The organism is Streptomyces sp. NPDC002845, assembly GCF_053591955.1.
Map to the genome: position 1 here is coordinate 83,880 of NZ_JBSFUU010000001.1, position 12,316 is coordinate 96,195.

7 protein-coding genes are annotated in these 12,316 nt (G+C 71.7%); all 7 read left to right on the forward strand.

Annotation, left to right across the window (positions count from 1 at the left end; genetic code table 11):
- Positions 1–205 precede the first annotated feature (205 nt).
- The 7 genes from ACWD3C_RS00335 to ACWD3C_RS00365 all read left to right on the forward strand — a co-directional run bounded on the left by ACWD3C_RS00335 (position 206) and on the right by ACWD3C_RS00365 (position 12,230).
- Positions 206–1,801, forward strand: a complete 1,596-nt coding sequence (locus tag ACWD3C_RS00335; protein WP_451138750.1) for a serine/threonine-protein kinase — start codon at positions 206–208, stop codon at positions 1,799–1,801.
- A 104-nt stretch (positions 1,802–1,905) separates the two neighbouring features.
- Positions 1,906–3,108 carry a serine/threonine-protein kinase gene (locus ACWD3C_RS00340; protein WP_451138411.1) on the forward strand — a complete coding sequence of 401 codons (1,203 nt, stop codon included), beginning with the start codon at positions 1,906–1,908 and terminating at the stop codon, positions 3,106–3,108.
- 134 nt (positions 3,109–3,242) lie between these two features.
- Positions 3,243–4,970: a serine/threonine-protein kinase gene (locus ACWD3C_RS00345; RefSeq protein WP_451138413.1), complete on the forward strand. Its 1,728-nt coding sequence runs from the start codon at positions 3,243–3,245 to the stop codon at positions 4,968–4,970.
- A 243-nt stretch (positions 4,971–5,213) separates the two neighbouring features.
- The gene (locus ACWD3C_RS00350) at positions 5,214–6,620 is read left to right on the forward strand and encodes a diacylglycerol/lipid kinase family protein (protein ID WP_451138415.1); all 1,407 of its coding nucleotides are present in this window, start codon (positions 5,214–5,216) and stop codon (positions 6,618–6,620) included.
- A gap of 48 nt (positions 6,621–6,668) precedes the next feature.
- On the forward strand, positions 6,669–8,576 hold the full coding sequence (locus ACWD3C_RS00355; RefSeq protein ID WP_451138417.1) for a serine/threonine-protein kinase: 1,908 nt from the start codon (positions 6,669–6,671) through the stop codon (positions 8,574–8,576).
- A 161-nt stretch (positions 8,577–8,737) separates the two neighbouring features.
- The gene (locus ACWD3C_RS00360) at positions 8,738–10,366 is read left to right on the forward strand and encodes a succinic semialdehyde dehydrogenase (protein ID WP_451138419.1); all 1,629 of its coding nucleotides are present in this window, start codon (positions 8,738–8,740) and stop codon (positions 10,364–10,366) included.
- A 49-nt stretch (positions 10,367–10,415) separates the two neighbouring features.
- Entirely contained in the window at positions 10,416–12,230 is a 1,815-nt protein-coding gene (locus ACWD3C_RS00365; protein ID WP_451138421.1) for a GMC family oxidoreductase N-terminal domain-containing protein, read from the forward strand.
- Positions 12,231–12,316 lie beyond the last annotated feature (86 nt).

Consider the following 12,316-nt stretch of genomic DNA (forward strand, 5'->3'; position numbering starts at 1 on the left):
ACACGGATTCCCCTCGGCACCACGAGCGTCACCGCGAGCGTCGCAACAAGCGCCACCGCTAGCGTCACCACAAGCGCCACCACAAGCGCCGTCGCGAGCAACAACCATCACAGTGCTGTCTCCTTGGGCCCCCTCCCGTTCCCCGGCTCCGTGCCGCTCCTTAGGCTGTGCGCGGTCAAGACCATTGCGGGGCAACGTGAATCAGATACAAGGCTTGCTGCTCGCGGGCCGCTACCGGCTCGTCGACACCATCGGCAGCGGTGGCATGGGCCGGGTGTGGCGCGCGCATGACGTGATGCTGCACCGTACCGTCGCGGTCAAGGAGTTGACGGCGGCGCTCTACGCCTCGGAGGGCGAGCGGGCGCGGCTGCTGGCCCGGACCGACGCCGAGGCGCGGGCCGCCGCGCGCGTCAACCACTCGGCCGTCGTCACCGTGCACGACGTACTGGAGCACGACGACCGCCCGTGGATCGTGATGGAGCTGATCGAGGGCGGTTCGCTCGCCGACCTGGTCAAGGAGCGGGGGCGTGTCGAGCCGCGCGAGGCGGCGCGCGTCGGGCTGTGGGTACTGCGCGCGCTGCGGGCCGCGCACGAGGCCGGGGTGCTGCACCGCGATGTGAAGCCGGGAAACGTCCTGCTCGCCGAGGACGGCCGCGTGCTGCTGACCGACTTCGGGATCGCGCAGGTCGAGGGCGACACGACCATCACGCGGACCGGGGAGATCGTCGGTTCCCTCGACTACATCGCGCCCGAGCGGGTGCGCGGCCACGACCCGGGCCCCGCGTCCGACCTGTGGGCGCTGGGCGCCACGCTGTACACGGCGGTCGAGGGCAAGTCGCCGTTCCGGCGCACCACACCGCTGACGACCATGCAGGCCGTGGTCGACGAGGAGCCCGCCGATCCCGTCAACGCGGGGCCGCTCGGGCCCGTCATCACCGCCCTGCTCCGCAAGGATCCGGCCACGCGGCCCACCGCGCAGGCGGTCGAGCGGATGCTCGCCGAGGCGGCGGAGGGGCGGACGCCGAGGGTGGAGCAGGCGTATGTGCCCACGCGCTCCACGGGTTTGTACGAGGACGCGACGGACCGGCGGGCAGCAGGCCCGACGACACCCGGCACCGGGATGCCTGCGCCCGCCGCACCCCGGAAGCGCCGCAGGGGCCGTACCCTCGTCCTCGCCGTCGTCCTGGCCGCGCTCGTCGGCGGAGGTACCGCGGTGGCGTTGCAGGAGTGGGACGAGGGCCGGCAGGAGAACGAGGCGTCCGCCGGGCCGAGCCCCACGCAGCAGACGAGCGGAAGCACCCCGTCCACGGCACCGGAAGGCGGCATACCCGCCGACTGGGAGACCGTCGACGACCCGCTGGGCTTCGGCCTCTCCCTGCCCAAGGGATGGAAGCGGGAGGTCTACGGCATCCAGGGCGACCTCAAGCAGATCGACTACACCCCCGACGACGGACAGCACGTCGTCCGCATCGCCGTGGACAGCTCACCCGACTTCGACGACCCCAACGCGCACCTGCTCGACCTGGACGAGCAGCTCCGCGAACGGCTGGTCGACTACGAACGGGTGAGCCTGCGCCGCCACCTCTACCGTGACCGCCAGGCCTCCCGGATGGAGTACACCTGGACCGCGCTGGCGAAGGACACGGACTTCCCGGGGCCGTACCGCGCCGTCGACCAGATGTACATCGCCCGTGACGGCGTCGAGTACGCGATCTACATGTCCTCACCCGTGTCGGACTGGCCCACCACGCGCCGGCAGTTCGAGGCGGTGCTGCGGAGCTGGCGGCCACCGAGCCAGTGAGGGTATGTGTGGCCGGCGCGCCGCGGTGAGGGGAACGTCGCTTGTCGGCCACCCCGCGTCCGCCGTCCCGGAAGGGTTCCGTCCGGTGCGGCATGATGGGGCGCATGGGGACCCAGGGGGACAACTTCCGTGTCATAGCGGGGCGTTACCGCCTGGAGGCCAGGCTCGGCCGGGGCGGTATGGGCGTGGTCTGGCGGGCGACCGACCGGCTCCTCGGGCGGCAGGTGGCCGTCAAGGAACTCATCCTCGACCCCTCGCTCTCGGACGAGGAGGCCCGGCGGGAACGGGAGCACACTCTGCGCGAGGCGCGCGCGGTCGCGCGGTTGCGGCACCCGCACATCGTCGTCGTCCACGATGTCGTCGAGCACGACGACCGCCCGTACATCGTCATGGAGTTGATCGACGGCGGTTCGCTCGCGGAGCGGATCGCGACGCGCGGACCGGTGGACGCCCGCGAGGCCGCGCGGATCGGCATCGCCCTGCTGGGCGCGCTGCGGCGGGCGCACGACGCCGGGGTTCTGCACCGTGACCTCAAGCCCGCGAACGTCCTGCTGGAGGCGGGCACCGGCCGGGTCGTCCTCACCGACTTCGGCATCGCCCAGGTCGCGGGCGCGACGACGCTCACCGAGAGCGGGTCGTTCGTCGGCTCGCCCGAGTACACCGCGCCCGAACGGATGTCCGGGCTCCGCACCGGGCCCGAGTCCGACCTGTGGTCGCTGGGCGCGCTGCTGTGCACGGCCCTGAGCGGCGCGTCGCCGTTCCACCGCGACTCGTTGGGCGGCGTCCTGCACGCGGTCGTCGTCGACGAGATACGGCCGCCCGCGCAGGCCGCGCCCCTGCTTCCCGTCGTACGGGGGCTCCTGGAGCGCGATCCGGAACGGCGCCTGGACGCGGCGGAGGCGGAACGGCTGCTGCGGGCGTACCGCGAGACGGGACGTATGCCCTGGACGGCGACCGGGGCGGTCGTAAGCCGGAACGTTTCACCTCGGCTTCAGCCTCAGTCGCAGCAGCCTCAGCCGCAGCCATACCCTCCCGGCCGGGTGGTGCCCCGGCTGTCCATCGGCGACCGGTACTCCCCGCGGGGTGTGCTGATCGCGGCCGCGCTGGTGGCCGCGATGGCGGGCGCGGGCGTCTCGGCGGCCGCGCTGCTGACGCGGGACGGCGGGGGTGGCGGCGGTGGTACGCCGACGAGTTCGGCGTCGCCGCGTACGCCGGAGACGGCCTCGCCCTCGCCGTCCCCGTCCCCGAGCGGCACCTCGCCCTCCGCCCCCACCCCGCCGCCAAGCTCCTCGCCCACGCCGCCGTAGGTGATGTGGCGTCACCCGCGTACGCGCATAAAAGGGAGATAAATGGGAGATAGGTTGCGGCGTGAGTCACGGGTCTGTGACTGGAAAGCGGCCGGGCTGGATGCCGAAGCGGTTGGCGCGATAGAGATGAACCCATGAGCAGCAACGGGGGAGTCCCTTACGGGTCCGACGAACCGACGAGTTTCGGACTGCAGGCGCCGCAGTCGGGTGTGCCGTACCCGGGGAACCCGTACGCGCAGCCGCCGCGGGCAGCGCAGGCCGCCCCCGGACAGGCACCGGCCCAGTCGCCCACGCCACCCACTCCGACCCAGGTCGTGCCCCAGCCTTCGCAGGCACCGCCGGACCCGGGCGCCGGGCGCCTCATAGCCGACCGTTACCGCCTCCTCGCCAAGCTCGGGCACGGCGGTATGGGCACGGTCTGGCGGGCGAAGGACGAGAAGGTGGACCGGGAAGTCGCGATCAAGGAACCGAGGGTTCCGGACCACCTTCCTGAGCGTGAACGCGCCAACGCCGCCGAGCGGATGCGCCGCGAGGCGCGCGCCGCGGCCCGGCTCGACCACCCGGCGGTCGTACAGGTCTACGACGTGGCGATCGTGGACGGGCAGCCGTGGATCGTGATGGAGCTCGTGCAGGGACGTTCCCTCGGCGATGTGCTCCAGGAGGGCACCCTCGGCGTGCGCGAGGCGGCGCGGATCGGCCTGGAGGTCCTCGGCGCACTGGAGGCGGCGCACGCGGCGGGCATCCTGCACCGTGACGTCAAGCCCGACAACGTCCTCCTCGGCCGCCACGACCGGGTCGTCCTCACCGACTTCGGCATCGCCCAGATCGAGGGCGAGACCAATCTGACGGACACCGGCGGCTTCGTCGGTTCGCCCGAGTACATCGCGCCGGAGCGGGTGCTGGGGCAGCGTCCGGGCCCGGCGGCGGACATCTGGTCGCTCGGGGTCGTGCTGTACGCGGCCACGGAAGGGGTCTCGCCCTTCCGCCGTACGAACACCCCCGCGACCCTTCAGTCCGTCCTCAACGCCACACCCGCGGCCCCGGCTTCGGCGAGCGGCCCGCTGGCCGACGCCATCAACGGCGTGCTGCACAAGGACCCCGCACAGCGCCTGTCCGCCGCTCAGGTCCGCACCCTGCTGGAGTCGGCCGCGAAGCCCCCGGCCCCGGAGCCCACGCAGGTGGTCCAGCTCGCGGCGGACCCGGGGGCGGGCTCGGGCTCCGGTGGCAAGAGCCTGCGCGTCGGCCGCAAGGCCCTGTTCAGCCTTGGCGCGGCGGTCGTCGCGGCGGCGGTGGCGGCGTACCTGGTGATCGCGAACCCGTTCGCGGGGCCGCTGCCGGACAGCTGGAAGCGGCACACCGTCAAGGACCTCGACGCGACCGTGGCCGTGCCCTCCGGCTACACGGAGGTGACGTCCGACCCGGAGGACGAGGACGAGCACTGGGTGCGGTACCAGGATCCCAGCGGCGCCCTGTACGTCAGGCTCGAACTGTTGAAGAAGTCCGAGGACGAGTACGGCAGCAAGATCGCCGGATCGGCGATGGCCCAGGCGTACGCCGAGGCGGAGAAGATCCAGAGTGCCGGCAGCTCGGCCTTCCGCGTGGCGGAGGAGCCCGCACCCAAGGTCGACACCAGGGAAGTGACCTACAAGGAGCAGAAGGCGGCCGAGAGCACCGCCGTGTTCACCGACGACTCGGACAGCGACGAACCGCTGCCGCTGGAGATCAAGATCTTCTACTACAAGACCCAGGGCGGGGACATGTACCGGATGTCCGTCCGATACCCGGGCAAGGGCGACTTCACGGAGCGCGGCCGCGAGGTGGCACGGACGGCGATCGCGAACCTGGACGTCGACAAGCTGTGACGTGCGGCGAGCGCCGTCGGCCGACGAGGACGTGAGGGTCCCGCTCGCTCTACGATTCTCCTGTCAAGTGCGTGATCGGCGGGAAGCGCCGACGGCCGCTGGGAATCGCCGACGATCGCCGGTTGCCGCCGCGGAGCGCGTGACGGTCGTCGGGAGCGGGTGACGATCGCCGGGTCGCGCGTGACGATCGTCGGAAACGGGTGAACGATCGCCGGGAACGGCTACGGAGAGGCGGGCGCGGACGTGGGCATCGGTCATCTCGACGGGCAGGCTCACGGCAGGCAGCGGTGGGCGGCCCGGGGCGCGCTGGCCGCGGCCGGGTGTGCGGTGCTGCTGCCCGTCGGGGTCGCCGGGGCCGACAGCGTGGTCCTTGTCGTGGTCGGGGTGCTCGGCGTGTGCGTCACCCTCGCCGCGCTCTGGTGGTCGCTGACCCGGCGGGGCGCGGTCCGTGTCGCCGCCGGGCTGCTGGCCATCGCCACTCCCGTCGCCGTGATCCGGTATTTCGCCGTCGCCAACCTGCTGTGGCTCGTCGTCGTGTCCCTGGCCCTCTGGGGGATCGCCGTCTGGGCCGGGAAGTTCGCGCTCAGCACCACCAAGTCGCATGCCGTGAGCGTGCGGGAGTACCGGACGCCTCGGCCCGCCCGGCCGTTCCTCATCATGAATCCCCGGTCCGGGGGCGGAAAGGTCGAGCGGTTCGGGCTGAAGGAGAGGGCCGAACGGCTCGGGGCGCGGGTTCATCTGCTGGACCCCGAGAAGCCCGAGGACGTCACCGCGCTCGCCAGGGCGGCGGTCCGGGCCGGCGCCGATCTGCTCGGGGTCGCGGGCGGGGACGGTACACAGGCCCTGGTGGCCGCGGTCGCCGTCGAGCGCGACCTCCCCTTCCTCGTCATCTCCGCCGGCACCCGCAACCACTTCGCCATGGACCTCGGGCTCGACCGCGACAACCCCGCCACCTGCCTCGACGCCCTGACCGACCGAGGCGTCGAGTTCCGCGTCGACCTCGGCTTCGCGGGCGGCCACCCCTTCGTCAACAACGCCTCGTTCGGCGCGTACGCCGCCATCGTGCAGAGCCCGGCGTACCGGGACGACAAGGTGGGTACGACACTGGAACTGCTGCCGGAACTGCTCACGCACCAGCGGGGGCCGAGGCTCACCGCCCATGTCGGGGACACCGTCATCGAGGCGCCCCAGGCCGTGCTCGTCAGCAACAACCCCTACCGCATGGACGACCCGGCCGGCCTCGGACGGCGCGAGCGGCTGGAGTCCGGCGTGCTGGGCGTCCTCGGCGTCAAGGTCGAGAGCGCCGCCGAGGCCGCCGCCCTGCTGCTCGGGCCGAACGCACCTGGCCTCAGCGTCCTGACCTCCCTCACCGCCCGCGAGGTCGTCGTCGACGCCGACCGGCCCGAGATCGAGGTGGGCGTCGACGGGGAGGCCCTCGTCCTGCCCACGCCGGTACGGTGCCGGATCGCGCCGGGGGCGTTGCGGGTACGGGTCCCCGCCGACCGGCCCGGCGTCCCGGACGTCACACCGCCGCTGGACCTGCGACGGCTGCGCAAGCTCGCGGCGACCGTGGGGCGCACGGCGCTTCCGAAGAGCCGGCAGGTCCGGGACGGGCACGGCGGGCAGAGCCCGTGGAGCCGTTGGGGCTGACGGGTCGGCACATCGACAACCTCCGCCCCTGCGCGGTACTGATGTGCCATGAGCGACGACGGCGAACATCCGGACGGCGGATCAACGCACGGCGAACCTCCGGACAGAGGAACTGCGCGCGACAGATCTGCGCACGGCGCATCTACGCGCGAGGGATCCACGCGCGACGGCCTTCTGCTCGGCGGCCGTTACCGCCTCACCGAGCGCATCGGCTCCGGCGGCATGGGCACCGTATGGCGTGCCGTCGACGAACTGGTAGACCGCGAAGTCGCCGTCAAACAGCCCCGCCTGCCCGGTGACCCGGAGGACGCCGTCCACCAGCGTGCCTCCAACCGGCTGTACCGGGAGGCCAGGGCCGCCGCCCGCGTCGACCACTCCTGCGCCGTCACCATCCACGACGTCGTGGTGGAGGGCGGGCTCCCCTGGATAGTCATGGAGCTGATCCGCGGGGAGTCCCTGCACGAGGTGCTGCAACGCGGCGCGCTCACCCCCGCCGAGTCCGCCCGCGTCGGCCTCGCCGTCGTCGGCGCGCTCCGGGCCGCACACTCCGTCGGCATCGTGCACCGGGACGTGAAACCCGCCAACGTCCTCCTCGGTCCGCACGGCCGCGTCGTCCTCACCGACTTCGGCATCGCCCACATCCAGGGCGAGGAATCCCTCACCGTGAGCGGGGAGTTCATCGGCTCGCTGGAGTTCATCGCCCCGGAGCGCATGTCCGGCCGAGGCGCCGGTCCGCTCTCCGACCTGTGGTCACTGGGCGTCCTGCTGTACGCCGCCGTCGAGGGCTGGTCCCCGTTCCGGCGTACGACCCTGGAGTCCACCCTCGCCGCGATCCTCTCCGTCGAGCCACCGGAACCGAAGCAGGCCGGGCCCCTCGGCCCCCTGATCGTCCGCCTCCTCGCCAAGGACCCCGCGGACCGGCCGGACCCGGACGAGGTGGTGGCCGCACTGGAGGCCGTGGCCGAGGGGTGGCCCGTACCGCCCGCACCGGACCGGCCGGAGGCGCTCCCGGCCCAGGACCCGTCCGCGCTGCGGGAGCTGGCGGACGACACGGGGACGGTGCGCCTCGGCGGCGGGGTGATTCCTGTTCCTCCCTCGCGGGAGGAACAGGAGACAGAGGAGGAGAGCGACTCCGATGACGTACGGGCCGAGCCGCCGCAGCCGCCTGCCGAGCCCGACAGCCCTACGCCAACCCCCAGTCCCCGTACGGGAACCAGCACAAGTACCACTACCGGTACTGGTACCGGTACCGGCACCACCCCCAGCCCCACCCAGCCCAAGCCCCGGACCCGTCTCCTCCCCTTGACCCTCCTCGCCGCCCTCTTACTCGTCGGCGGTATATGGATCGGCACCTCGCTCAGCGACAACGATGGCGGCGGCGGCGCGTCCGTCTCGGCGGGCTCCGCGGGCTCGACCACGGAGCCGGGCACGAGCGGGTCCCCCACCCCGTCCCCCACATCACCGACGCCCGGGTCCCCGTACCCCGACGCCGTCTGGACCGCCCGCCAGGAGACGGAGCTGAACGCCGTCCTCTCCCTCCCGCGCCAGTACGTACGCTTCCACGAGCAGGGCGGCGCCGAGGACCAGCCCCGGATGGCCATTTACGACAACGACGAGGTGATCCAGGTACGGCTGACCCAGTGGGACCGGGCGCCGCGCTCGCCGATGGGGCAGGCGCAGACGGCGGCCGAGACCTGGGCGGGGTACGGGGAGTCCAGCACGCAGTACACACAGACGAGTTTCCAGGGGTACGACGCCGTGCTCGCCGACACCACCTATGAAACGGAGGGCAGGCTGGTCCGGGTCATGGAGCTGTTCGTCCTCACCGACGACAGCCGGATGTACGAGCTGCGCGTCGACATGCCCAAGGGGACCCCGGACGAGAAGCGGGGCACGGCCGTCTTCAAGGGCGCCCGGGAGCGGATGCGGATCCTCCCCGTCCGACCGGCGACCTGACCGCTGGTGTGACCAAGACGTGATCGCCGGCCACGTCACGCCCTGATAACGCCCTGATCAGCAAGTTCGTTGCCACCGATCACTGGCGTGGTGTGTGTACATGGTGAAACCCGGTTACCTGCGGGTACACAAAGTCTGCGCCCAGGCATACCCTGCGGCTCATGACGGACTCGCAGGCCCCGGAAAAGACGGCTCCGGCACAGACCGGCACCAACCCCCTCGCGCCCGCCCCGGAGGGCGCCCGCACCGCCGCCGACGTGGTCACACCGGAGCTGGTCGCCCAGCTCACCAAGGGGGTGGCCGGCTCCGGCCGTACCGCCAACCACACCCCGTTCACCGGGGAGAAGCTGGCCGACGTGCCCGAGTCCACCCCTGAGGACGTGGCGGTCGCCTTCGAACGGGCACGCCAGGCGCAGTCCGTGTGGGCCCAGGTGCCCGTGCGGCAGCGCGCCGCCGTCCTCCTCCGCTTCCACGACCTGATCCTCGAACGCCAGGCCGAGGTGCTCGACCTCATCCAGCTGGAGACCGGCAAGGCCCGCCTCCACGCGCACGAGGAGGTGCAGGCCGTCGCCGTCTCGGCCCGCCACTACGGCCGCAAGGCCTCCGCGTACCTGAAGCCCAAGGGCCACACCGGTGCCGTACCGACCCTGACGAAGGTCACCGAACTGCGCCACCCCCGGGGCGTGGTCGGCCAGATCGCCCCCTGGAACTACCCGCTGGAGCTGTCGGTCGGCGACGCGCTCCCCGCCTTCGTCGCGGGCAACGCCGTCGTCATGAAGCCGGACACGGAGACCTGCCTCACCGCACTGTGGGCCCGTGACCTGCTCATCGAGGCCGGGCTGCCCGCCGAGGTCTTCCAGGTCGTCATCGGCGACGGGCCGGTCGTCGGACCCGAGGTCGTCAAGCACGCCGACTACGTCTCCTTCACCGGCTCCACCCGCACCGGCCGCGAGGTCGCCCAGGGCGCCGCCGCCCGGCTCGTCGGCGTCTCCCTCGAACTCGGCGGCAAGAACGCCATGCTGGTGCTTGAGGACGCCGACATCGACAAGGCGGCCGCCGGTGCCGTGCGCGCCTGCTTCTCCTCCGCCGGGCAGCTTTGCATCTCCATCGAGCGGCTGTACGTCCACGAGTCCGTCGCCGACGCCTTCGTCGAGCGCTTCGCCACCCGCACCAAGACCATGCGCCTCGGCACGTCCCTCGCGTACGGCGCCGAGATGGGCTCCCTGGTCGGCGAGCGCCAGCTGGAGACGGTCACCCGGCACGTCGACGAGGCGGTGGCCAAGGGCGCCAAGGTCATCGCGGGTGGCGTGGCCCGCCCGGACATCGGCCCGTACTTCTACGAGCCCACCATCCTCGACGACGTCGAGTCACCCATGGCCGTGTGCACCGAGGAGACCTTCGGCCCGGTCGTCTCGATCTACCGCTTCAAGGACGAGGACGAGGCCGTCGAACGCGCCAACTCCACGTCGTACGGCCTCAACGCCTCCGTCTGGACCAAGGACGGCCGACGCGGCCGCGAGATCGCCGCCCGCCTGCGCGCCGGCACGGTCAACGTCAACGAGGGGTACGCCTCCGCCTACGGCAGCGTGCAGTCCCCCATGGGCGGCATGAAGGACTCCGGCCTCGGCCGCCGCCACGGCTCCGAGGGCATCCTCAAGTACACCGAGGCCCAGACGGTCGCTCAGCAGAGGCTGCTGCCGATGGCACCGTCGCTGGGGATGGACGACGAGGCGTACGCGAAGTTCATGAGCCGCAGCCTGAGGGTGATGAAGGCGTTCCGCCTTCGTTAGACAGCGCAAGACCCCGCCGGTTCCCGGCAGTTCTCAATGAGGAGAGCACATGTCCCAGGACGACGCTGCCCAGAAACAGGCCCACGACGGCCACGGCGCCCACGACTACGACGTCATCGTCGTAGGCTCCGGCTTCGGCGGCTCCGTCACCGCCCTGCGCCTGACGGAGAAGGGCTACCACGTCGGAGTCCTGGAAGCAGGCCGCCGCTTCACCCCCGAGTCCCTCCCCAAGAACTCCTGGGATCTCAAGAACTACCTGTGGGCGCCGAATCTCGGCATGTACGGCATCCAGCGCATCCACCTGCTGGGCAACGTCATGGTGCTGGCGGGCGCGGGCGTCGGCGGGGGCTCGCTCAACTACGCCAACACCCTCTACGTACCGCCGAAGCCCTTCTTCGACGACCCTCAGTGGAAGGACATCACCGACTGGCAGGAGGAGCTGAAGCCGTACTACGACCAGGCCCGGCGCATGCTCGGGGTACGGCTCAACCCGACGACGACCCCCTCCGACGTCCACCTCAAGGCGGCCGCGGAGCGCATGGGCTTCGGCGACACCTTCCACCTCGCGCCGGTCGGGGTCTTCTTCGGGGACGGCGAGGACGCGGACGGCAGCGCGAAGGCCGGGCCGGGGGAGCGGGTCGCCGACCCGTACTTCGGTGGCGCGGGCCCGGCCCGCAAGGCATGCACCGAGTGCGGCGAGTGCATGACGGGCTGTCGCCACGGCGCGAAGAACACCCTCAACGAGAACTACCTCCACCTCGCCGAGAAGGCAGGCGCGGTCGTTCACCCGATGACGACCGTCGTGTCGGTCACGGACGACTCACGGGGCGGCTACGCCGTCGCCACGCTTCCGACCGACGGGAAACGCAAGGGGGAGGGGCGCGTCTTCACGGCCCACCGGGTCGTCCTCGCGGCCGGTACCTACGGCACCCAGACCCTGCTGCACCGGATGAAGGCGGGCGGTCAACTGCCGTACATCCCGGACACGCTGGGCAAGCTGACCCGCACCAACTCCGAGGCATTGGTCGGCGCGCAGACCGACAACCGGCGCTACCGCAAGGCGCACGGTAAGCCGAAGGCCGACTTCACGCGGGGCGTGGCCATCACGTCCTCGGTCCACCCCGACGAGAACACGCACATCGAACCCGTCCGCTACGGCAAGGGCTCGAACTCGATGGGCGGCCTGTCCATCCTCCAAGTCCCCTACGCGGAGGGCTCGTCGAGGGTCCTCGGCTGGCTCGCCCACTCGGTGAGGCACCCTCTGCTCACGCTCCGCTCCCTCTCCAGCCGCCGCTGGTCGGAGCGGACCATCATCGGTCTGGTGATGCAGTCGCTCGACAACTCGCTCACGACGTATCTGAAGCCCAAGGGCGTCGGCAAAGGGCTGCTGACGGCACGTCAGGGGCACGGCGCCGCCAACCCCAAGCAGATCCGGGCCGCTTCGGAGGCCGCGTCCGCCCTCGCCGCCGAGATCAACGGCTTCGCCGGCAGCAATGTCGGCGAACTGATGGGCACCCCGCTCACCGCCCACTTCCTGGGCGGCTGCCCGATCGGCGCCAGTCCGGAGGAGGGGGTCATCGACCCGTACCACCGGCTGTACGGCCACCCGGGCATCTCGGTCGTCGACGGGGCCGCCGTCTCGGCGAACCTCGGCGTCAACCCGTCCCTCACGATCACCGCCCAGGCCGAGCGCGCCATGTCGTACTGGCCCAACAAGGGCGAGGCGGACCCGCGCCCGGCGCCCGGGGCGGCGTACGAACGCCTCAAGCCGGTCGAGCCCCGGCACCCGGCGGTCCCGGCGGACGCGTTCGGTGCGCTGCGGCTGCCGTTCCTGGGGATGCCGGGGGTGCGGCCGAAGCGATAGCCGTACAAAGTGATAGCCGTACAAAGCAGTGGCTGTGCAAGACGAAGGACCCGCACCCCCCTCCGAGTGCGGGTCCTTCTTCCTGT

Bases quoted from the DNA above. Each gene is read 5' to 3' on its own strand.
- ACWD3C_RS00340 (WP_451138411.1), top strand. From the start codon at position 1,906: ATGGGGACCCAGGGGGACAACTTCCGTGTCATAGCGGGGCGTTACCGC.
- ACWD3C_RS00360 (WP_451138419.1), top strand. From the start codon at position 8,738: ATGACGGACTCGCAGGCCCCGGAAAAGACGGCTCCGGCACAGACCGGC.
- ACWD3C_RS00365 (WP_451138421.1), top strand. From the start codon at position 10,416: ATGTCCCAGGACGACGCTGCCCAGAAACAGGCCCACGACGGCCACGGC.
- ACWD3C_RS00355 (WP_451138417.1), top strand. From the start codon at position 6,669: ATGAGCGACGACGGCGAACATCCGGACGGCGGATCAACGCACGGCGAA.
- ACWD3C_RS00345 (WP_451138413.1), top strand. From the start codon at position 3,243: ATGAGCAGCAACGGGGGAGTCCCTTACGGGTCCGACGAACCGACGAGT.